Raw genomic sequence first — 21,988 nt, 5'->3', positions numbered from 1 at the left:
CGAACTTGACGGACAAATGAGGACTAGGCAAACAAGAAGGGGCTACTTTAAGATAGAACATACCGGTTAAAAGAGAACCTTAATGACGAAGGGAGAAAGGGGTTAACAGCTATGTTCAGATCGACATCCTGGCGCATATTTGTGATCAGCGGTATTTTCTTCGCCATTACGATTATTCCGTTTTCGTTGTTTCTGGCTAACCGATTTTCTCAATTCGCATACTCTCAGATGGGAACGTTCAATCAGGACCGCATCGATGAAACGGCAGAGCGCACGGAGTTTATGCTGGCCAAGCTGAAATCGTACAGCCTGAATATGTATGAAGACCAAACCGTTCAAAGCTGGATCTATACCTCCACCGAAAATCTGCTGCAAAATGCCGGTACGATGCGGGTTGTAACCAAGTATTTATCTAATGAGCCTTTTATTGAAGGCGCTTACTTATTCAGCATGCGCAAACGTGAGGTCATCGACTCCAAAGTTGGACTACTCCCGTTTGGGGAGTTCGCCGATCAGCCGATGCTGCAGCGAATCGAGCGCAATCCCGGGTCCTTCCTTCGCTACTTTGATCACCAAATAGGAAAAAGTTCGTATTTGGCGCTCCAGCTTCCTTCAACTCCTGTGCAGAAAAACCGCGACGGGTATCTTGTCGTCCTGTTCAACAAGAAGGAGCTGCAAAAGCATTTGATCTCAAGCGGCGGACGGACGGATGCGCTGCTATCGATTGTGGATGATCAGGGCAGGCTGATCTTAGGGGAATCGGATGAGCGTCTCGAGGAGAGCATCCGTAACATCCGAACAGGATTGAAGCGGGGATCCTTCGAGCTGAACAGTGCTGGAGGGGAAACGTTCGTAAATTATGCCCGTCTTGAATCGTTGGGATGGACCATTATATCCATTACGGAGATGAAGCAATTCCGTGAAAAGGCCGATGCGTTCAAAACCGTCATTATCGCCTGCTCTCTGCTGCTGCTTGCGGCGCTTCTCCTTATTGCTTATTGGAATTCACGCCGATTCGTCGGGCCATTCCGCCGGCTGGCAGATCAGCTGCAGCGGATGCTGGGCGTGAAGGGGGAGAACGATTACGGCGTCATTGAAAAGGGAGTCGTCATGCTTCGCGATCATTACCCGCTGATCAAGACTGAATATTTGCGGCAGTGGCTATTGCAGGGCAGGCTTACCGATAGGGCCAGAGCAGCGATTGTCCGTGAATCCGGTCTGCTGAACTACGAATGGCTTCGGCTGGCCGTTGTCAAAATTGATTCCTATTATGAAATGTCCGAGCAGTACGATTTTGTCTCGCGTAAGCTGCTCAAGTATGCAATTGGCAATATCGCGGAGGAGCTGCTGGGCCGGCCGGAACGGCCGATAGAGGTGGTCGATTTCGGCTCGGATCATCTGGTTGTGCTCATTGGCGCGGCCAGTTCCTCGCCTGATCCCGAATTGACCAAAGAGCTGAAGGAGCTGCGTCGGCAAGTTGCCAGCTACGTCAAATTGGACGTCACGATCGCGGAAAGCGAGGCCCGCCGCGTGCATGATGATTTGCGCAAAGTATACGACGATATGAATGAACTGACTTTGTTCAAGTTTGTCAGCGGCGATGACAAAATCTACATCGAACAGGACTTTGAGCGCTATGCCGATCTTCAGGCTCCGATTGAGGAGGCTGTGCATGAAAGCCTGATCCAGACCATTCGCAGCGGCAAAGAGGAGAAGGCGCTGCCCATGCTGGACGAGTTGTTCGTACGCTTGCAGACGATGAAATATACCGAGTGCCAATTTCAGCTGAAACTGCTTCTGTTTGCGATTGTCAAATCGTTTAGCAAAATGACGTCCATCCAGAGTGTTGAAGGGATTGAACATCACTTAAGGCAGTTCTCCACGCTTGCTGATGTCCATGAATGGCTAAAGGATGAGACCGGCCGTATCATTCGGCTGCTAAGCGACAGAAAGGGCTTCAACCGCAAGGAAAAGCTGGTCGAGGAGATCATCGAATACGTTCGTTACCATATTCATGACCCGATGTTGTCAGTGGAAGAGATCGCGGATCATATCGCGTTGACGGGCAAATATGTTCGGCACCTGTTTCACGAGCAATATGGCATGCCGCTGTCGAATTTTATTTTGAATGAGCGGATCGGGAAGGTCAAGGAGCTGCTGGAGCAGACGAGCTTGCAGGTCACCGACATCGCAGAGCAATCCGGCTTTCAGACGAAAAGCCATTTTTTCACCGCCTTTAAAAAAGCGACCGGCATGACGCCGACCCAATACCGCGACAGCAAGGCAGGGGAGCGGACGGAGCAGGCGCGACTTGCCGAAAACTCGGCGAATTAGCGTGCTGCGATCGATTGCGAACTTGCCGGGCAAATCATAACCTGCCGAATCACGCAAATCGGCGGGAAGAGAACCGAATAAGGCCAATGAGAACTAGGCGGATTCTCACTGTGAATGCTACGATGGCGTCGTTCGTATCCTGCAAGCCAAATAAGAAAGGAGGAACGCTTTTGGAGCGACGGAGAAGGTTTGGCGGGGCGTTCGTACACGAGCTGTCGCGGAACAGATATTTGTATCTGCTTGCGCTGCCCGGCATCGCGTTTCTGGCCGTATTCGCGTATATGCCGATGGTTGGACACCTGCTCGCCTTCCAGAATTACAGGCTGTCGGACGGTATATGGGGAAGCGAATGGGTCGGATTTAAAAACTTCGAGTTTTTCTTCAACGGGAAAGACTGGCTGCGCGTGACGCTGAACACCGTTTTCCTCAATGCGCTGTTTCTCGCATCCGGCCTCGGCAGCGCGGTGGTAATGGCCGTTTTTCTGAACGAAGTCCGGAACAGGTTGTTCAAGCGAATCGCGCAATCGTTTATTTTTTTACCGTACTTTATTTCATGGCTTGTCGTCAGCATGATGGCGCTAACGCTGTTCAGCACATCGGAGGGGCTGATTAACCGCGCGCTTGCCGTCCTTGGCTTCGAAGGCGTGGACTGGTATTTGACGCCCGGCGCATGGCCGTACATCCTGACCGTAATCAGCGCCTGGAAGATTGCTGGATATAATTCCATTATTTTTATGGCGGTCATTACAGGCATCTCCGCGGAATATTACGAGAGCGCGCGAATCGAAGGCGCGAGCCGGATGCAGCAGATGCTCTACATTACGCTGCCGCTTTTACGGCCGATCGTGATGGTATTGGCGCTGCTTGGCGTCGGCCGCATTTTCTACGGCGATTTCGGCATGATTTACGCGATCATCGGAGATAACGGCGTACTTTTTCCGACGACGGATGTCATCGATTCGTATGCGTACCGTGCACTGCGGCAGCTGGGAAATTTCAGCATGTCTTCGGCCGTCATCGTATACCAATCCTGCATGGGTCTGGTTACCATTCTGATCTTTAATGCGATTGCGCGCAAGGTGGACGCGGATTCAAGACTATTCTAAAATGGTTCGGCGAAGCGGGCGGAGGCTTGGCCAAGCAGCCTTTTTCGCCGAATGGTTTAAGGTGTGATCGATGTGAGAGAACGGTTGTTTCTTGTTTTGATGTACGCGGTGCTGATCGCGTTTGCGCTGTTTTGCTTCATTCCGTTCTGGATTGTGTTCATCAACTCGTTCGCCGATGAATCGATTCTTCAAACGGCGGGATATCAGCTGCTGCCAGGCCAATTTAGCCTTGATGCGTACGAATTTCTGCTCTCCGGCAAGCAGGTGTTTCGCAGCTACGGTATTACGATTCTTGTAACGATCGCCGGCACGACTCTAGGTGTTCTCGTGACAGCCGCCTATGCCTATACGCTGAGCCACCGGAAAGTGAAGTACCGCAACATTTTTTCGTTTTTGACCTTTCTGACGATGCTGTTCGGCGCGGGGCTGGTCGGCTTTTATATGCTGATCGCCAACTGGCTGCATCTGAAAGACTCGTTATGGGCGCTTATTTTGCCTTATCTGCTTAATCCGTTCTACGCTTTCATTCTCGTCTCTTACTACCGGACGCTTCCGTATGAATTGAATGAAGCCGCGACGGTGGACGGCGCCAATGATCTCTATATTTTCTTTCGCATGATCTGGCCGATCTCGCTGCCTGCGATCGCTACGGTGAGTCTGTTCTATGCGCTGCAATATTGGAACGACTGGTACTTGTCGCTGCTGTTTATCGATAATTACAAAATGCTGCCGCTGCAGATGATGATCCGCCAGCTGATGTCCAATTTGAATGTTATGGCTTATGTGAGCGGCAGCCAGACGCAGTACAACGTCGTCGTGCCGACCTACGGCATGCAGCTGGCGATCGTCTGCGTTACCATCGGCCCGATCGTGTTCGTCTATCCGTTCATTCAGCGTTTCTTCATTAAAGGTTTGACGCTCGGATCGGTCAAAGGGTAGGAAGGCAAAGCCTTTGTGGCTCGTTTGGCCGTTGGGGCTGCAGACTGCCTTCTTTTATGAACCGGCGCATCCGCCTATTTTCTTCATTTTTTTCAAAACAGGGGGAATCAACCATGAAAAGACTTTTGTCCGCCGCGCTCGTGCTGCTGATCGCGCTCTCAGGCTGCACGGGCAAGAACGAAGGGGAAGGGAAAACGTCCAAACCTTCAGGCCAGACCGGAGATAGTACCATCGTAGGCGGTGAAGCCAAGCTGGAGGAGGTAACGCTGAAAATTATGATTCCCGGCGACCGGCCGCGGGATATGGATTTGGTCATCGCCGAAGCGGAGAAACGAATGAAGGATACGATCAATGTCAAGCTCGATGTCGTGTTCGTGCCCTGGTCCGATCTGGCGCAAAAGACGCAGGTGACGCTTGCTTCCGGCGAAAACACCGATCTGATCTTTGATGCGCCGTGGCTGCATATCAATCAGATGATTGCAAGCGGTTTCTATGAGCCGCTGGACGACCTGCTGGCCAAGTACGGCAAGACCGTGCTGGAGAAACGGCCGCAGCAAATGTGGGATTACAACAAGTACGGCGGCAAAATTATGGCCGTTCCGCTCGGCGTAAGCTACATGTCCGGCAATTCCTACATGGTGCGCAAAGACATTCGCGAGAAGCTCGGCGTACCGCCTATCAAAACGTATGAAGATTTGATCGCTTTTGCCTACAAAGTGAAGGAGCAGGAGAAGGGCATCATCCCGATGAGCGCAGGCTCCGCCACTTATTCATTTGTCGCCCACCATGCGTTGAACGATTACGAAACCCATGTCAGGCCGACCCATGCGCTGGGCAACAGCTTGATGCTTTATTACAAGAACAATGACGGCAAAGTATATAATTTGCTGGAGGATCGGGAGCCGATCGGAACATGGCTGGTGAACACGCGCAAATGGTTTAAAGACGGACTGATTTTCAAGGACATTTTGACGACGAAAGATTTTCACCAGCCGGTCTCGGCAGGCAAAGTGGCAATCGTCACGAACGGCGCGTTCGGTATCGGCGATTCCTTAAAGAACACGTTCAAGAACAATGTGCCGGACGGCGAGCTGGAAACGGTCACCTTCTTTAACCCGGAAAAGGGCGCGAATTTCACCAACTTCAAGCAATGGAATTTTCTCGCTGTTCCGAAGGTAAGCAAGAACAAGGAGCGGGCGATTATGTTCCTGAACTGGGCGAATGAGAAGGAAAACTACGACCTGCTCTCTTATGGAATCGAAGGCAAGCATTGGGAAGCGGCAGGAAAGGACAAGATGAAAAACCTGGATACTTCCGGCTACTCTGCATTTGGCTATGTCTGGTTATGGAATCCGGTCGATGAGCGCAGTGTTATAGGCGGCGATCCGAAGAATGATGAACTGGATGCCGTGCTTCGCGATGCCGACAAGTTCACCGCCGATATTTTGGCCGGCTTCGAATTTGACAGTACTCCGGTGCAAAACGAGGTCAGCCAGTACAATATAGTTGATGGGCAATATTACACGGCGCTGTTCAACGGAGTGATTGATCCGGCGGACACATTGAAGAAATTCGAAGCGGAGGCCGGCCCCGCCCTCAAAAAAATTCAGCAGGAGCTGCAAAAGCAAATCGACGAGTTCCTGGCGGCGAAGAGAAAATAGCTTATACACTTATGTAGGGCGTGTCTGAAAACCCGCTCGGAGTATTCAGACACGCCCTAGTAAAAAGGAGCTGACCAAGATGATTTCGAACAAAAAATGGGGATCGATCCTGATGGCAGCAGCTTTGCTGATTACCCCGGTCTCTGCGGTGCAGGCGAAATCGCCTTTTGCTGCTGTGGCAGTAAATCAGGCGGCGGCACCATCGGCAGCGGAGCAGACGAATTTCCGCAATCTCGCGGCAGGTCTACCGTATGACTGGTCCGAAGCGCCGGAAGCTTCGCATCCCGATGACGGATACAAGCTTACGGACGGAAAATATGGCGCGTTGGATAGGAATGATCCGGCATGGGTAGGGCATCTGCGCGGAAAAACGCGCGAAGTCGTATTCGACCTGGGGGAGGAAAAGTCTGTCGGGAGGATAAACGCTCATTTTTTTCAAGATTATCCGGCTAACTCGATCCTCGTGCCGCTGTCGGTATCGATGTACGTCTCCGACGATAAGGAAAATTGGGGGCTGCTTTCCCATAACGCTACGCAGCTGCTTTGGGGAGATGGACCGCCCAGACAGGAAACCTTTGAATGGGATGGCAGCCGGGACGGAATCAAAGGCGGGAATACGGATGGCGAGCTGGCTTATGCCCGTTATGTGAAGGTAGCCTTTACGATGCACCATTCGCTTTGGGAATATATTGACGAAATCGAAATTATGGGGATGGACGGCAAGGCTGACGGAGCAGTAAAGGTACCTGTCGAGCAGCCTCATTTTTTGGAGCCGGGGGAAGCTACAGCCGGTATCCGTAATCTGAATCTGCTATATAACGGACAATACGCGAATGGTTTGGGCGATTGGAACAAGGAACGGCTTATCCCTAATATCAGCTATGTAAATAAAAACGGCGAGCCGGTCGATTGGCTGTTTGACGGCGTTTTATATCTCGGAATTGCTTCGCCTGCCGGCCGCGATTTCGGTCTTGGACAAACGAACCTGGACGATTGGAAATGGTATTTGGATAAAACATTTGCAGCCTCGGGGGATATGCAGCAGTTGAATGAGGCTGCCAAGGAAGTCGGAGCCAAGCTGAACCAGCCTGATCATCAAGTCAAGGTTGTGTTAATGCTTCCGAATCCTGGGGAATCCTTAACAGATTTTGGCGATATTGACGGCAGCGGTTCCTTAAATTTTAACGACTCCGTCGCAGGCAAAGAAGAAGCGTTTGTAAACAGGAAAAAAGCGGTGCAGTGGTGGCTGGATCAGGTCCAGCAAAAATGGCAGGCTGCCAACTACTCCAATCTTGATCTTGTCGGCATGTACTGGATGCCGGAACAAATCGAGATATCCGAATCGGGACCGGACATGATTCGCGCAGTGACGGAAAAAGTGCACGCCATGAACTTGAAGGTTTTCTGGATTCCTCACTCTTTAGCTTACAAAATGTTTATGTGGAAAGACGTCGGGGTGGACGCCGCCGCCTACCAGCCGAATTATTTCTTTGGCGGAATGGAATCCGACCGTCTGGAAGATGCTGCGAATAATGCAAAGCGGTACGGGATGGGGAACGAAGTTGAGTTTGATGACGGGATGCTGACAGATCCCGTACTCCGCCAGCGTTTTATCGAATACTTGGACAGCGGAGTCAGATCCGGCCTGATGCAAAATGGTTTCAGAGCTTACTATCAAGGAAATAATGCAGTATATAATTTAGGGGTAAGCAAGGATCCGAGTTTGCGTTTAATGTATGACTGGCTGTACCGGTATTTGAACGGAACGTACGCCATAGACAGCAGCCCGGCGCCGGATACGATGGCGGAGCTTGTACGGGGTTATGTCTCGTCAAACGAAATCAATTCGGTTTTTGGTAATGAGTTGGCGTATCGTTTGCAGATCATCAAGCTTCTTCAGGACCAAAACAAGCTGAAGGATGCCGTAACGTATATGCAGGATTTTCTCGCACACATTCACGACCCGGCCGTGCAGGCGCAAGGATTGATTTCGGCCTCGGCAGCAACGCTGCTTGATACCTACGCCAATGTTCTCATTCAAACTTGGTCTGACGGCTGGGGCCTCGGCAATCTGGCTCTCGGTCAAAGCTATACCATTTCGCAGCCGCCTACCAGCAACTATCCCGATTCCGGGAATGAGCTTACGAACGGCCTATTCGGCGGGACGGATTTCCGTAATGAGCAGTGGCAGGGCCATGCGGGAAGCGATTACCCTGAGGAACGAAGCCGCACGATCACATTCGATTTGGGCAGCAACAAATCGATCGGGCTAATTAAAGCGCATTTCCTTCAGGATAAAGGACCGGGCATCTATTTCCCTCAGAACGTCGCTTTTTCCGTTTCGACTAACGGCCAAACCTGGAGCACGCTGGCAACGGTTTCTCCGCCGCTTGCTCAGGATGCCGCCACGGCCGAGTTCGTGAGATGGAGCGGAATAACAGACGGCGTGCCGGGAAAAGCGGGAGCTGATAAAGTATACGCCCGCTACGTCAAAGTTGAATTCCCGGTTAACGTCTGGGTCTTCCTTGATGAAATCGAAGTTCTCGGCGTTGACGGCAAGGCGGCCGGTGCTGTAGTTTTGCCGCCTGCGGCAAATCATAAGCCGTAAAACCGGGACGATACACGCCAATCAAATCAGACGATGAGCCAATCGGAGTTGGCTGTCATATGGCAGGGCTTGCACAGTTAGGATCATGGACGCCTCAACATTGTCAGAACCGATCATGCAACGGATAGTAGCCCTCATATTGAGGAAAAGATTACTATTCGTGAGGCAAACCTCACTATTTCAAATCGAAAACCCGTGTTTTGGTTAGGTAATGAGGCAAATGCAACTATTAGTGAGTCAAACGAAATTGATAGTGGTGTTTGCCTCACTAATGGGCGAGAACGAGCATGTTACCTGCGAAATAGTGAGGACAGCCTCATGAACAATAAGGTTTTCTCCACTAATCGCACGGTTCGCGCATAACCACTACGAGTTCCATGTTTGCTTTCGTAACCAGGTCATCACTCCCTAGTTTTAGACTGAACAACAAATCAAAAAGAGGACGAGCGCCAAATATTGCTTCGAAAGCGCTGGCGCTCGTTTTGTCATTCGTTGATCATCGTCTGCCTAAATGCCTTGCACTATTGGGCCGCCTTGCACCTCAGTTACCGCAAGCAGAGCCGGTTCGTCGATCGTTGCCAGCCAGCGGATGCGCATAAGTACCCGGCCGTTCACGATCGTCGTATCAATATCAGCCCCCTGTACGGCAGAGGCAAGCAGAGCATGAACGTTATGCTGCGGGACGAGATGCGGCTGTTTCATGTTCACCATAATCAGGTCGGCCGCTTTGCCGACTTCCAGCGTTCCCGTCTCATAGCTTTCATAACTCCCATCTCCATTTGTATGAAATCCGCATTAAAGCTGCAGCAAAAGCTTTTGGGGCTGCTTGCTTGAGAAGCTTCAAATATAAAATACAAGCATTTGCTATTTTTCATGTGCTTCCGGACAAAATACCCACGCCTTTTATTGACGCTCTACATATTCTGTTGTGTGCATTAATCTCTTTCTGACCTTCTTATCGGAGGTCTTTTTTTTATGGTCTCGTTCATATCTGCCGCCTCCGTCACTTTTATTAAAAATCTATGACATTCGATTTCGACGACGCAGCCGATTATCCGTGAACCGGCGCATACAACGTTTTTACATGCCCGATATTCAAAAAGGTGCTATTGCCGTTCGCATCTGCAAAATCCACGATGCCGCTGTTTATTTTTTTGATAAAGCCGATTTTCTCGGAGTGACCGCCAATATCAAATACGACCATCTGGCCTTCCGCTTGTTTGCACTGAGCTTCGAAAGATTGGGACAAGGGATTAAGGGAGTGTTGGGCAGACAAAGTTCCAATGTTTGGCGAATAAGGGGCGTGAGAAGGCGGGTGCGGAATTAACCATTTCAAGTGTTGTAGAGAAACGCAGATCGGGCCGTAAACGGGAGAGGCAACCACGATATAGTCATTTAGGATACCGGTTAAATAGCCGCTCATGGGTTTGTTTCCACTCACATGGATTTCAACGAATAGTCCCTTTGCTTTGTTAAGCATTTTGGCGACCGTGATTTGTTCGATTTGATATTCGGCGGGCAGCTCGGCGGGCTGGTTTCCATTCGCATCATTGCCCGACATGAGATCCGCCTTCAAATGATGCACATGAGCGAGCGGAATGTACAAATATTGCTGTTGATGGAAAAGGACGATCAGGTCGTCGCCGACATCCATCAGTTTTCCATGCAGTGTCCGGTTGCCTGTCATCTCGACGATCACTTTCTTGTCAGTAAACAGCTTTACTTCGTTCAAAAGAACCCCTCCTTTTTAAAATAACCAAGAAACCCAGTACGAAAGAATGACCAGCGTAAAGACGGTCGAGACCGGAATGACGACGGAAGTGACCTTCAAATATTGGCCCCAGCTGATTTTGACGCCGCCTTTCCTGACGATATGCATCCACATTAAGGTAGCCAGAGTACCGATCGGCAGCAGGAGCGAGCCGACATCGCTGCCGATAACGCTTGCCAAATAGGCGATTTTCAGCGTTAAGGGATCGAGTCCCATATTCATTAAAGTCAGCGTTCCGACCATCAAGGCAGGATGATTGTTAAACAAATTGGAGAGCACGCTTAGCAGGGCGCCCATCAACACGCTGGCGTTCAGCAAGCTGCCGGAGACGATAGGCTGGAGAAACTGTATGAGCAGCTCGGTTAATCCGATATTATTCAAGCCATAGATGATCACGTACATACTGAAGGCGAAAATGAGGATGTACCAGGGCGTTTTTTTCAGCATATCGGCCGGAGAAATTTTTAAATGAAACCAGCGCCATCCCAGCAATAAGGCGGATCCGATTACGGCCATTAACGAAACGGGGATATGGACGTAGGAAGCGACGAACAGGCTGACGCGCACGCAGAACACAAAAATGAGAATATTCCGCATAAACTTGTTGCGATTTTCTGTCGGATAGACTTCTTTTAAGGGGTGGTTTCCCGGCATCAAATTCCATTGAGCGGCTTTAGGCAATTTTTTGGGAAGCGACTTGTAGAAGGTGGCGAATAATAGAGCAGCAAGCAGTACGAGTCCGAGCGATGCCGGAACGAACATCATGGCCGAGTGCATGTAGAGATCCATATTGACGATTTTGAGTGCGATCAAATTGACGATATTACTGACGCCGATCGGGGCGCTCGAGGCTGTAGCGATCAAGGCTCCGGAAAGCAAGTACGGTATTTTTTGATGATGTTTAAGTCCCATGTTCTGCAGCAAGAGCAATAAAATCGGAGTTGTAATTAAAATGCTGCCGTCGTTGTTGACGAAAAGCGTCATGAGAAAACAAAATAAATTCGTTAACCAGAATAGACGAATGCCGGATCCTTTGGCTCTCCTGGTTAAAATCTCGGCAGCCCAATTAAAAAATCCGAAGCTTTCCAGTACGATCGCCATAACAATGGTTGCCATGATGGTGATGGCCGCGCCGCTTATCGTTTCCGTTATTGCCCCTAGATCGGACAAGGTTACGCTGCCGCTAAGGAGAACGAGAAAAGCGCCTACGGTTGCAGGTATCGCTTCATTTACATGGGGACGCCAGAAGATGAAGCCAATCGTCAAGAAGAAGGTGCAAATCGTAATGATAACCGTTAAATCATGCATGCTTTAACCTCTTTTCAAGAATCGATATCATTCTTTCTCTAGTAATCTACTCCTTCAGCAAGCCTGAACGACGCCCCGAACAGTTGAAAAGTCATACTGGTTTCATAGAATCATTTTCCTCCTTTTCGACTGCCTCACAGCATTTATGTAATGTATATATACGTGCATGACGCATAACTCGTACTGGTCAATATCCCTAACTCTATGAAAACCATCTCCTATCATTTACTGACATTTAACCGGGAGTGATATTTGGTAGCGATAGATAATCGACTATAAGGAAGAGGATGATAGAGAGGGCTTGGCGGAAAAAAAGAAGCCGCCCCGCATGGTCCGAATAGACGCGCGGGACAGCTATTAATTGTTGCCGTTTCCTTTAGGGACAGTAAGATTTTATTTCAGTTCGACGGTCAAAACAGCCGTATAATCGGCATCGCGGTTCAGCAAATCGAAAACGCGCTTTTGCGTTTCCAGGCTTACTTGTTTGATCCCGTTCAAAGCAATCGTCTGCGGCAGCTCTTCATGCCGGATAAAGCTTTTTTTGCCGCCCAGCTGAACGATCACATCGACTTTCTCTTTGGCTTCGATGGAAACGGTGATGGAACGATACCCTTCGGTATCGATCATGGTTTCCAGCTCGCCCTCCACAGCCAAATCTCTGGTAAATGTTTTTACATTCCCCGCAGGATTGACCGTTGATGAGGGTTTGCCTGCCGGCGGCTCCGGCTGCGGATTCGTTACAGGCGTTCCTGCTGCAGCGGAAGACGTTTCTAATGACGAATATTGCTGCAAATTCCGATTGGCTTTCAAGTAGTTGTATGTACGGTTCAGAATCGTTACCGCTTCCGCACGGCTGACCGGAGCGTGCGGCCTAAAGTAGCCGCTGTCATCGGCGGTCATGATGCCGCTAGTATGCATGCTAGCCACAGCGGATTCAATTATGCTCGAGTAATCGTCAAAGCTGCTGCTGCAGCTGCCGTCGCTCTCTTTGACAAGCACGAGCGGGTACAAAACAGGCGCGCCTTCGGAAACGTAATAATCGACGGAAATGCCGGTGTCCTCCGAGTAACGTCCGTCAAACCGATATTCGTCGGCTTCCTCGTAAGAGGAGAACAGCTCATAAGGAATATCCGTCATCCCCATAATGACTTGGCAGCTTGCTCCGGGAGCGTCGTCTGCGAACGGTATGGCCATGTACATGATTTGGGCAAGCTCGAGACGCGTCAGTTTTTTTTCGGGCTGAAAGAACGGCTCCTCCACACCTTCTTTAAAAGCAAATGCGATGCCGCCGAAATAATAATCGTAGATCGCAGTAATTTCCTTGTGCGCCCAATGCGTTTCCGGAACGTCCGCATAACCTGCCAGCCTTAAATCGGCGTCCTCTTCCTGCATATTTGGCCTGTATTTATCGAACAGCCGGTAAAGCATGGCCGTAAACTCGGCTTTTGTCAGCGAATTGCCGGGCTTGAAGGTGTTGTCGGGATAACCGTTCAAAATGCCGCGATCCGTCATAAACGAGATGGCGTCCATCGCCCAGCCGTATCGCTGCGGGTCGACGTCGCTGAATTTGGCAGCCGCTTGCGCTTGGACGGAAGGTAAGAAAAGCGAAAATAATAAACAACAAGCAATGATTACGGGTACTAGCTTTTTGGTGATTGTCATCGGGCAGCCTCCTTTGCTTCCATATATTATAAAGAAAGATGTAAATATTTGAAACATATTGATGACATTTGCAGTCTATTTGTACGGGAAGCTGGGCCAAACGGGGGCTAACCGCTATCATGCAGTGCCGCAGCGAGTGCCGGGAGAAACCGTGCTTGGATACGCGAGAGGTTATGGTTGGCCGCCGGGCTTGTATCCTCCACGCGCGCCGGGAGTTGAGCGGCGCAAAAGTTCGAAACATCGCTTTTTCCTCTCAAGGCAGCATTTTACGAGATTACGGAGGGTTTATGGATATGGGACGTTATCGTTATTTGGCAGCAGTGCTTTCGATTGTCATGCTTGGCATACTGGCGGCATGCAAGGACGATTCGCCTGAACCACCGGTTGTCTCCAAGGACGGCGCCAGCGCGGATGTCGTTGTCGTCGGCTCAGAGCTGGAAGGCATGTATTTGGCTAAAGCAGCTAAGGAGGAGGGACTTTCGGTCGTGATCCTCGATCCGCGCGAGAAGCCGGGCGGGCAGCTGATTCAAGGCGAAATGCAGTTTCTGGACGAGCCTCAGGACGACGAAGGCAAAACGCTTTTGCAAGGGCAGGTCAAGACGCTGTTTGACGGGTATAAAAGCGGGAAAATTCGCAAAGCCGCCGAGTTCGAGCACTACTACCGATCGCTTCTGGGCGATATTCCCATCGAGTCCGGAATCAAGATTAACGGGCTTGTCATCGATCCCGACGAACAGTCGCCGAGCTTGAAAAAGCTGAACGCGATCGACTACCAAACGAAGGACGGAAAGCTGAAGCGGATTACTGCGTCCTATGTCGTCGACAATACGGATTTTGCTGCGATAACGAGCAGGCTCGGCTTGCCTCGCATTCCCGGCATCGAGTCCGTGTTCGGAGGAGAACGGGAGCATATGGCCGCGACGATCATGATGAAGTTCAAAAACGTCGATTGGAAAACGTTCAAAAGCGAAGTTTACCGTCTGAGCCGGGAAGAGATCGCTGCGAAATACGGCGGAACTACGACGGTTACGGATTACACCACTTGGGGCTTCGGTAATACGGTTAGAGGCTTCCAGGCAAGCGATAAGCGATTGTTTTTGCGGGGGCTCAACATCGTCAATCAGCGGGACGGCGATGCGGCTATCAACGCGCTGCTCGTTTACGGCGTAGACCCTTCGAGCGAGACAAGCGTCAAAGAGGCGCTCGAAATGGGCATCCGCGAGACGGAGGACGTTCTCAAGCATCTCCGGAAGGAGCTTCCCGGCTGGGAGAAGGCGGAAATAAACGGCTATCCGGACTATTTGTATATTCGCGATTTTGACCGCTACGAAACCGAATATGTGCTGCAAGCTTCGGATATCATGCGAGGGACGATGTTCTGGGACAACGTAAGCGTAGCCGGTTATCCGATCGACTTGCAAGGCACGCTGCAGCATTATTGGGGCTCCCAAAAGGGAAAGCCAGACAAATACGGCATCCCTTTGCGCTCTTTTATTTCCAAGGGCTACAGCAACGTCCTCGTCGCCGGCAAAAACGTAGGCGCAACGGGAGCCGCATACGGCAGCGCGCGCATTCAGCCGAACACGTCGCTTGCGGGTGAAGTTATCGGCATCATTTTGGGACAGATTAAAGGAAAGTACGGCATTCGGGATATCGATCAAGCGCGAATGAAGGAGCTTGTCCGGTACGTCGGCAGCAAGGGAATTGCTCTGGATTCGAAAGAAGGAAACGACAAGATCCGGCACTTGACGGAGGAAGAGCTGAAACAGCTCGATTACGGCAGTTTTGAGGTGAAAAAGTAAGGGCAGCCGGAATAGTTACTGACGAAGAACGCAAAAAGCTTTGCTATGTTCGTCATGAGGTCTAAATTAAATGTCAGATGGTTTAAAATACGGGATGACGAAGCTGGATTGCGGAAGTTTTGAGTCATAAGCAAACGTTAGGTGTATTAACTACAGTTAAAATAACCGAAATTTCGATTTTCATCCATCTAACTGGAAAAACTGCAGTTAAATTTTACGATTTACCGCCTAATTCGCAAAAAGTGTTAAATTAGATACAGGAAATCCATCTATTATGCTGACGGAAGGATTTTTCCGAAAAATAACTGCAGGTTTTCCATGGAGCACATAAAAGTAGAGGAACTAATAAAACGGCAGCCTGACTTTAGGTCAGAACTGCCGTTTTTGGGTGTTATTTATTCGTGCAGCTCGCAAGAGCTAGGCATGTGCGGGCCGTCGTAGCCGCACGCCAGATCGCTGCACAGCCGCTCACTGAGCGCATAGCGGGAAGCCGCCGCCCGTCATGGCAGCTCGTCAGACCGTACAGCCGTTCACGGCCGCCCGCCAAGCCGGCCCCGTTAAATCGCCGTCCAGCCGGCGTCGGCGGTAACTACGGTGCCGTTGACGAAGCTGGAGTCGTCCGAGGCGAGGAACAGCGCAACCTGTGCGATTTCCTCCGGCTCGCCGGTTCTCGGCATCGAGCCCATGCCAAGCATCGACCGTTCCATGCCGAAAGCGTGAGGCTCCTTGCCGCCGACGCCGATGTTCGTGTTGACGCCGCCCGGCGCGATCGCGTTGCAGCGGATGCCAAGCTTCGCGTATTGATAGCCGATGTTTTTGGTCATGCCGACGACCGCATGCTTGGATGCCGTATAAGCGGTGCCCGCCCGTGAACCGAATAAGCCGCCGACCGAAGCGATATTAATGATGCTTCCTTTGCCTTTGGCTTTGAAAATCGGCAGCGATTTGCGGATGGCGCGCATCGGTCCCGTCGTATTTACCGCGAAGACGCGTTCCCACAGCTCGTCCGTCAATTCCTCGGCAGGCACGAAGCCGTCCATTATCCCTGCATTGTTAACCAATATATCGAGCGTTCCATAAGTTTGAACCGCAGTGTAGATCATATGCTGTACGTCTTCTTCCAACGCAACGTTCGCCGCTACTGCAACGGCGCTGCCGCCATCTGCTTCAATTTGTGCGACTGTCGCTTGCGCCGCTTCCAAATTGATGTCGGAAACGACCACATTAGCGCCCTCATTAGCGTAGAGTACCGCAATTGCTCTGCCCATTCCCGAACCTGCACCCGTAACGACCGCTACTTTACCGTTAAGCTTCATTGTGAACGACCTCCGTTAGGATTAATAGTATTGTCGATTGAAGAAACGATTAGTAATAATAAACAGCTGTACGTTATTCAACAACTGTTTATATTTCAAGTATAATGAGAAAGAGTTAGGCGAACAATCATCAAAAAACGGCGTTTTGTCGATAAACGTACAAAAAGCTGCGTTCTGTTCGGGAAGTCTACAAAATAACACAAAGGTGATCCATATGTCGAAGAACGGACAAAATGTCGACCGCAGAGTTGCCAGAAGCAAGCAAGCTTTTAAATCCGCGCTGCTGGCATTGCTTGCAGAGAAGGATTTTCAAGAAATTACGATCACGGAAATCGTGGATCGTGCGGATTTTAATAGGGGCACGTTTTACGCGCATTATACGAATAAAGACGGACTGCTCGACGATGTGATCGACGATGTGCTGTCAGGACTTCTCGATTCTTACCGAGAGCCGTATAAGCATGTGGAATCGTTCCATTTGGACGAATTATCCGTGACTGCGGTCAAGCTCTTCGATCACGTATACGAGAACGCCGACTTTTACTCCACGATGCTGAAAGCCAAAGGCATTTCCGGATTTCAGGAGAAAATGTTCCGCGAGCTCAAAGCCATATCGCAGGAAGAGCTGACGGTTTCCAACGCCGATACCCCTCCCGGTCTGAATGAAGACCTTCAGCTTACGTACCAGACTTACGCGCTGCTCGGCATGATCGTTTATTGGGTGCAAGAAGATTTTAAATATTCGCCGAGTTATATGACCGAGCAGCTTTTACTTATTTTGAACCGCAACCTAAATCATACGATCGTGAAGCGGAAGAAAGAAGGCAAATAACAACCGAATGTACCGATAGTATCTTTTTGCACGAAGCGCTTTCCGGGCTTCCGTCAGGCCGATTTCGGCTTTGGCGGGGGCTTTTTGCATGGCCGGGCAAAAAAGTGCTATCGTCCGAATTTGCTCGATTCGACCGCGTGGTTGCAATCTTTTTCCTATCGTTCCGAGTGTATACAGACCATGTCTGCGCAAAAAAGGAGCAGGCAAAAACTTATTATTGTGCGAAATGACGCACATTTGTAAAGTTAAGCATATGAAAACGGGGTGCGGACGAATCGGACCGAATGGAAGCGCTTCTGTACAACCAAGCAACATAACACCTAAAGAAAGAAGGGGTCCCGATGCGTTCATCTGTTTCAGAGATTCAAACAAATCAGACAAAGGTTCAAACGCCGACTGCCGGCAAACGACTCTGGTTTGATCTTAAACGCGACAAATACTTATATTTGCTGGCGCTTCCCGGCCTGTTGTATTTTTTAGTTTTCAAATATATCCCGGTCGGCGGCCTGATCATCGCTTTTCAGGATTACTCGCCATATCTCGGCATTCTCAAAAGCGATTGGGTCGGCTTTGAGCATTTTCAACGGTTTTTCTCCAATCAAGATTTCGTAATGCTGCTGCGGAATACGATGGCGATCAGCTTACTGAATCTCTTCTTCTTCTTCCCGTTCCCGATCGTCGTATCGCTCTTACTCAACGAACTGCGCCATATGGTGTTTAAACGTTTTGTGCAAACGGTCATCTATATTCCGCATTTCTTATCTTGGGTTATTATAGCCGGTTTGACGTTTCTGATGCTTTCGGAATCGGAAGGCTTCATCAATAAAGTGCTCGAAGCGCTAGGAATGAGCAAAATAAGCTTCCTGACGGAGCCCAATTATTTCTGGGGTATGGTTACCGCTCAGTCCATTTGGAAAGAAGCCGGCTGGGGGACGATCCTCTTCCTCGCGGCAATCGCCGGGGTTAACCCGCAGCTTTACGAAGCGGCCGTTATGGACGGCGCGAACCGTATGCGTCAAATGTGGCACATTACACTGCCGGCTATCCGCAACGTGATTATCATTTTGTTTATTTTGCGTCTCGGCTCGATTATGGATACGGGCTTCGAACAAATTTATTTGATGATGAACAACAATGCGACCGTTACCGATGTTGCCGACGTATTCGATACGTACGTATACCGGACGGGTATCAAGCAAGGCCAGTTCAGCTATAGCACCGCGATAGGCTTGTTCAAATCGATTGTCGGTATCGTGCTCGTCATGCTTGCCAACAAAGCCGCGAAGAAGTTCGGCGAAGAGGGCGTTTACTAGAATTCGGCACAGAAGGAGGTCAGTAACATGAGAAGCAAAAGCTTATCCGGACGCATATTCGATACGTTTAATGTAACCTTTCTCGTAATCGTGTCCATCGTAACGTTTTTTCCGATCTACTACACGGTAGTCCTTTCGTTTACGGATCCCGTTCAATATTACCAAGATAAGCTCATTTTATTTCCTAAAATGTGGACGCTCGACGCTTACAAAACGTTGCTTTCCACCAAAACGTTCCCAAGCGCGATCGGTATCAGTACCTTCCTCGCTACAGTCGGGACCGCGATCAGCTTGATCGTGACTTCGGGCCTGGCGTACGCGGTTTCTCGCAAGCGGCTTCGTTTCCGCAGATTCATCATGTTCATGCTCATGTTCTCGATCCTGTTCCAGCCCGGTCTGATCCCTTCTTACTTGGTGGTCCGTAATCTCGGCTTGATCGACAGCATATGGTCGCTCATTCTACCTGTTATGACGAGCGGCTGGTATGTCCTCTTGATGAAAGGGTTTTTCGACAGCATTCCGGACAGTCTTGAAGAAGCCGCCCGTATTGACGGAGCGAATGAAATCGGCATTTGGTTCCGGATTATTTTGCCGCTGTCGCTGCCTTCGCTTGTGGCCTTCGGCCTGTTTTATGCGGTAGGCTACTGGAATACGTATTTCAACGCGCTGATGTACATCAACGATTTCCAGAAGTGGCCGCTGCAGGTTGTCTTGCAGAACATGCTGGTTGATCCTGCTTCCGCAACCGGCAACATCGATTTCCGTTCCGATAAGCAAATGCCGACGGAAACGCTCAAAATGGCTGCGGTCGTTATCGCCACCGTACCGATCATGCTGGTGTACCCATTCCTGCAGAAACACTTTGCCAAAGGGGCAATGGTTGGTTCGGTTAAGGAATGATCACAATAGAGTAACAATCAAAATGGGAGGTTTGGTCATGAAAGTAAAGAAAATGGTAAGCTTGTCTTCGGCTCTCGTTTTGTCTTCGTCCCTCGTGCTTACTGCTTGTGGCTCGAAGGATAACGCTTCTTCCGGCGGGGACGGCGGCAAAACCGCAGCACCTACGGATATCAGCATCTCCGTAATCAGCTATGCGGACGAGTTCATCGACGAAACGAACAGCTTGTGGCAGGAATTCGAGAAAAAGACGAACACGAAGCTGAAAATCAACTGGATTTCCGCAACGACGTTCGAAGATAAAATCAACGTTTTGCTTGCTTCCGGCAACTTGCCCGACTTGACCTTCGTTGAAGATATTACGGCTGCTCCGGTAGGTCCGCAAATCCGCAATATGATTAAACAAGGCGCATTCTGGGATTTGACGCCTTTCCTGAAGGACTATCCGAACCTGACTTCGCCTGAGATGAAGGAAACGATCGAGAAGTCCAAAATCGACGGCAAAAACTATACGATTCCGCGTTACTATCCTAGCTACGGCGGCGGCGTATTCCCGATTCTGCGCAAAGACTGGCTGGATAAGCTCGGCCTGAAAATGCCGGAAACCGTCGACGAATTCTATAACACGCTGAAAGCGTTTAAAGAGAAAGATCCGGACGGCAACGGTAAAGCGGATACGATCGGCTACGCGGCAAGTCCGGCGTACATGGGCTTTATGTACAACGTGTTCAACGATACGCAAGGCGTATGGAAGCTGCGCGACGGCCAGCTCCATTCGATCCTGACGGAGGATGCTTCCAAGGACGCGATGCTGTGGATCAAAAAAGCGTATGACGACGGCTTGTTCCCGGCTGACTTCGCGATCTTGAACTTCTCGCAAATCAACGATGCGTTCCAAAGCGGCAAAGCGGGCGGCGGCGGTTATGCGATGAACAATGCATTCAGCCGTCTTGCACCGATCCAAAAGGTCGATCCGAAAGCCGACCTGATGCCGATCACATCGCTTACAGGTCCTAAAGGCAACAAGTATACGCCATCCGGCTCGCCATTCTACGGCCACTACCTGATTCCTAAGAAAGTGTCCGAGGACAAAGTGAAGAAAATCCTGGCGTTCATGGACTACGGCTACAGCAAAGAAGGCAACAAATTGGCTCGTTACGGTATTCCGGGCGTTCACTACAACGAAGAGAACGGCAACATCGTAGCGACTGAGCAAGCGAAAAAAGACAAAGTCATGACGAACCTGATGGACTCCATCTTCCATGAAATCAATGAATACTCGGCTGTTGCAGCTGCAGGCATGCCTGCCGACTTCTATGCGCGTCAGAAGCAAATCGTCGACGAGCGCAAAAAAGTAAAAGTAGCGAAGCCGGATGAAGGACTCATTTCGGAGGCGTACAACAAATACTACAGCGAAATCAAGAAAAAAGCGGACGACATGCGTACGAAAGTCATCGTCGGCAAAGCTTCGCTTGAAGAGTACGACAAGTTCATCGCCGATCTGAAAGCAGATCCGAACATGCAGCTGATCACCAAAGAAATCAACGAAGCGTACCAGGCTTCTTTGAAGAAGTAATGTTTTGAGACAACCAACCGCGGGATGCGGTTGGTTGTTTTTTTGTATTGTCCAAGTGATGGAGGATAGTACATTGTCAGGTTATCAACAAACCATTTTAGTTGACAGGAGCGCAAGAACATCCAATTAATGCTATAAGACAATTGTCGTTGGAGGAACTATAGGTATTTTTATAGAATCATAGCTATTGTAAACAATCGTTATGACGAAGGAGTATATTGACATTGAACCCAGTGATCTTGATTGGAATGGCGGGTGTCATTTGCGGTGTTCTGCAGCTCTTGTTTCCTGACTATATTTATAAACTCGGACTACTCGGAATTAGAAGCCGCGAAGCAGTGAAAAAGGGTGCTATACCTACGATTGTTGCTGGAGTATGTTTTATTCTTTTCGGATTGTTTAAAGAAAAGTGAAGTTATTTTAGGGGGGGTCTCAACTAGACCCATAAGAAAGAAGGGGCTTTTAAATGGATGACGACGTTCTAACGCTTATAAAGGTTTTAATACCAATGGCAATATTACTTTCGTTCTTTTATTATTTTAAAGTTATTCAGAAGAAAAGAATTGATGCAGATAAGAGAATTACCTTTTGTAGAATTGAAGGGAAGAGATTCGATTCTTTCAAAACAGACATTTCTTCTCCCAACTTCAAAATATATACTATTATTTTTAGCGATAACTTTGGAAACGAGTTGGAAATTAGTACGAACGACAAAAAAATATTTAATAGTTTAAAACCAGGTCAAACAGGAAAATTAACGCATGGATTGGGTCATTTGGTCGATTTCGAACCGGATTCTCAATAATAAAAAAGAGTGAAAATTTTCAAAAAATCTTGCAGCCATAGGTTCCCGCACAGTAAAA

The 21,988-nt window shown here is 49.6% G+C and carries 17 protein-coding genes; 12 read left to right on the top strand and 5 right to left on the bottom strand.

Annotated elements, in window-relative coordinates; genetic code table 11:
* Positions 1-111: 111 nt before the first annotated feature.
* From DQG23_RS11620 to DQG23_RS11600, 5 genes are all read left to right on the top strand, one after another.
* Positions 112-2,334, top strand: coding sequence for an AraC family transcriptional regulator (locus DQG23_RS11620; RefSeq protein ID WP_113031003.1), 2,223 nt, complete (start codon positions 112-114; stop codon positions 2,332-2,334).
* Between the two features lie 170 nt (positions 2,335-2,504).
* Positions 2,505-3,440, top strand: a complete 936-nt coding sequence (locus DQG23_RS11615; RefSeq protein ID WP_113031097.1) for an ABC transporter permease — start codon at positions 2,505-2,507, stop codon at positions 3,438-3,440.
* 72 nt (positions 3,441-3,512) lie between these two features.
* On the top strand, positions 3,513-4,379 hold the full coding sequence (locus tag DQG23_RS11610) for a carbohydrate ABC transporter permease (RefSeq protein WP_113031002.1): 867 nt from the start codon (positions 3,513-3,515) through the stop codon (positions 4,377-4,379).
* Between the two features lie 113 nt (positions 4,380-4,492).
* Positions 4,493-6,040 (top strand): extracellular solute-binding protein, encoded by a 1,548-nt coding sequence (locus DQG23_RS11605; protein WP_113031001.1) that lies wholly within the window; start codon positions 4,493-4,495, stop codon positions 6,038-6,040.
* A gap of 79 nt (positions 6,041-6,119) precedes the next feature.
* Positions 6,120-8,648, top strand: a complete 2,529-nt coding sequence (locus tag DQG23_RS11600; RefSeq protein WP_238177849.1) for a DUF4855 domain-containing protein — start codon at positions 6,120-6,122, stop codon at positions 8,646-8,648.
* Between the two features lie 507 nt (positions 8,649-9,155).
* Here the strand turns inward: DQG23_RS11600 and DQG23_RS11595 are convergent.
* The 4 genes from DQG23_RS11595 to DQG23_RS11580 all read right to left on the bottom strand — a co-directional run bounded on the left by DQG23_RS11595 (position 9,156) and on the right by DQG23_RS11580 (position 13,389).
* Positions 9,156-9,359 carry a hypothetical protein gene (locus DQG23_RS11595; protein ID WP_113031000.1) on the bottom strand — a complete coding sequence of 68 codons (204 nt, stop codon included), beginning with the start codon at positions 9,357-9,359 and terminating at the stop codon, positions 9,156-9,158.
* Positions 9,360-9,699: 340 nt separating this feature from the next.
* Positions 9,700-10,380 (bottom strand): DUF2642 domain-containing protein, encoded by a 681-nt coding sequence (locus tag DQG23_RS11590; RefSeq protein ID WP_113030999.1) that lies wholly within the window; start codon positions 10,378-10,380, stop codon positions 9,700-9,702.
* A 15-nt stretch (positions 10,381-10,395) separates the two neighbouring features.
* A complete protein-coding gene (locus tag DQG23_RS11585; RefSeq protein WP_113030998.1) occupies positions 10,396-11,727 on the bottom strand; it encodes an ArsB/NhaD family transporter in 1,332 nt (443 codons plus the stop codon).
* A 393-nt stretch (positions 11,728-12,120) separates the two neighbouring features.
* Complete coding sequence (locus DQG23_RS11580) at positions 12,121-13,389, bottom strand: S-layer homology domain-containing protein (RefSeq protein WP_158560417.1); 1,269 nt, start codon at positions 13,387-13,389, stop codon at positions 12,121-12,123.
* 293 nt (positions 13,390-13,682) lie between these two features.
* Between DQG23_RS11580 and DQG23_RS11575 the strand changes: the two genes are divergently transcribed.
* Complete coding sequence (locus DQG23_RS11575; RefSeq protein ID WP_113030996.1) at positions 13,683-15,191, top strand: FAD-dependent oxidoreductase; 1,509 nt, start codon at positions 13,683-13,685, stop codon at positions 15,189-15,191.
* A 557-nt stretch (positions 15,192-15,748) separates the two neighbouring features.
* On the opposite strand, the gene DQG23_RS11570 is transcribed toward DQG23_RS11575, so the two are convergent.
* Positions 15,749-16,507 carry an SDR family oxidoreductase gene (locus DQG23_RS11570; RefSeq protein ID WP_113030995.1) on the bottom strand — a complete coding sequence of 253 codons (759 nt, stop codon included), beginning with the start codon at positions 16,505-16,507 and terminating at the stop codon, positions 15,749-15,751.
* Positions 16,508-16,721: 214 nt separating this feature from the next.
* Between DQG23_RS11570 and DQG23_RS11565 the strand changes: the two genes are divergently transcribed.
* The 6 genes from DQG23_RS11565 (at position 16,722) to DQG23_RS11540 (ending at position 21,930) form a co-directional block, all read left to right on the top strand.
* Positions 16,722-17,339: a TetR/AcrR family transcriptional regulator gene (locus DQG23_RS11565; protein ID WP_113030994.1), complete on the top strand. Its 618-nt coding sequence runs from the start codon at positions 16,722-16,724 to the stop codon at positions 17,337-17,339.
* A 341-nt stretch (positions 17,340-17,680) separates the two neighbouring features.
* Entirely contained in the window at positions 17,681-18,652 is a 972-nt protein-coding gene (locus DQG23_RS11560) for an ABC transporter permease (RefSeq protein WP_113030993.1), read from the top strand.
* 27 nt (positions 18,653-18,679) lie between these two features.
* Positions 18,680-19,552, top strand: coding sequence for a carbohydrate ABC transporter permease (locus DQG23_RS11555; RefSeq protein ID WP_113030992.1), 873 nt, complete (start codon positions 18,680-18,682; stop codon positions 19,550-19,552).
* A 37-nt stretch (positions 19,553-19,589) separates the two neighbouring features.
* On the top strand, positions 19,590-21,125 hold the full coding sequence (locus DQG23_RS11550; protein ID WP_238177848.1) for an extracellular solute-binding protein: 1,536 nt from the start codon (positions 19,590-19,592) through the stop codon (positions 21,123-21,125).
* A 224-nt stretch (positions 21,126-21,349) separates the two neighbouring features.
* Positions 21,350-21,538, top strand: coding sequence for a hypothetical protein (locus DQG23_RS11545; protein WP_113030990.1), 189 nt, complete (start codon positions 21,350-21,352; stop codon positions 21,536-21,538).
* Between the two features lie 53 nt (positions 21,539-21,591).
* Positions 21,592-21,930: a hypothetical protein gene (locus DQG23_RS11540; protein ID WP_113030989.1), complete on the top strand. Its 339-nt coding sequence runs from the start codon at positions 21,592-21,594 to the stop codon at positions 21,928-21,930.
* Positions 21,931-21,988 lie beyond the last annotated feature (58 nt).

Origin of the sequence: Paenibacillus contaminans (genome assembly GCF_003285015.1) — a bacterium.
In the GTDB taxonomy this organism is placed as follows: domain Bacteria; phylum Bacillota; class Bacilli; order Paenibacillales; family NBRC-103111; genus Paenibacillus_V; species Paenibacillus_V contaminans.
The sequence above is the reverse complement of the archived record's forward strand: the minus strand, read 5'-3'. Positions and strand labels throughout refer to the sequence as shown.

What these genes read in the sequence shown, in the direction of transcription:
- DQG23_RS11570 (WP_113030995.1), bottom strand. Translation starts at nt 16,507, where the DNA reads ATGAAGCTTAACGGTAAAGTAGCGGTCGTTACGGGTGCAGGTTCGGGA.
- DQG23_RS11540 (WP_113030989.1), top strand. Translation starts at nt 21,592, where the DNA reads ATGGATGACGACGTTCTAACGCTTATAAAGGTTTTAATACCAATGGCA.
- DQG23_RS11560 (WP_113030993.1), top strand. Translation starts at nt 17,681, where the DNA reads ATGCGTTCATCTGTTTCAGAGATTCAAACAAATCAGACAAAGGTTCAA.
- DQG23_RS11605 (WP_113031001.1), top strand. Translation starts at nt 4,493, where the DNA reads ATGAAAAGACTTTTGTCCGCCGCGCTCGTGCTGCTGATCGCGCTCTCA.
- DQG23_RS11550 (WP_238177848.1), top strand. Translation starts at nt 19,590, where the DNA reads ATGAAAGTAAAGAAAATGGTAAGCTTGTCTTCGGCTCTCGTTTTGTCT.
- DQG23_RS11600 (WP_238177849.1), top strand. Translation starts at nt 6,120, where the DNA reads ATGATTTCGAACAAAAAATGGGGATCGATCCTGATGGCAGCAGCTTTG.
- DQG23_RS11575 (WP_113030996.1), top strand. Translation starts at nt 13,683, where the DNA reads ATGGGACGTTATCGTTATTTGGCAGCAGTGCTTTCGATTGTCATGCTT.
- DQG23_RS11565 (WP_113030994.1), top strand. Translation starts at nt 16,722, where the DNA reads ATGTCGAAGAACGGACAAAATGTCGACCGCAGAGTTGCCAGAAGCAAG.
- DQG23_RS11585 (WP_113030998.1), bottom strand. Translation starts at nt 11,727, where the DNA reads ATGCATGATTTAACGGTTATCATTACGATTTGCACCTTCTTCTTGACG.
- DQG23_RS11620 (WP_113031003.1), top strand. Translation starts at nt 112, where the DNA reads ATGTTCAGATCGACATCCTGGCGCATATTTGTGATCAGCGGTATTTTC.
- DQG23_RS11580 (WP_158560417.1), bottom strand. Translation starts at nt 13,389, where the DNA reads ATGACAATCACCAAAAAGCTAGTACCCGTAATCATTGCTTGTTGTTTA.
- DQG23_RS11555 (WP_113030992.1), top strand. Translation starts at nt 18,680, where the DNA reads ATGAGAAGCAAAAGCTTATCCGGACGCATATTCGATACGTTTAATGTA.
- DQG23_RS11595 (WP_113031000.1), bottom strand. Translation starts at nt 9,359, where the DNA reads ATGGTGAACATGAAACAGCCGCATCTCGTCCCGCAGCATAACGTTCAT.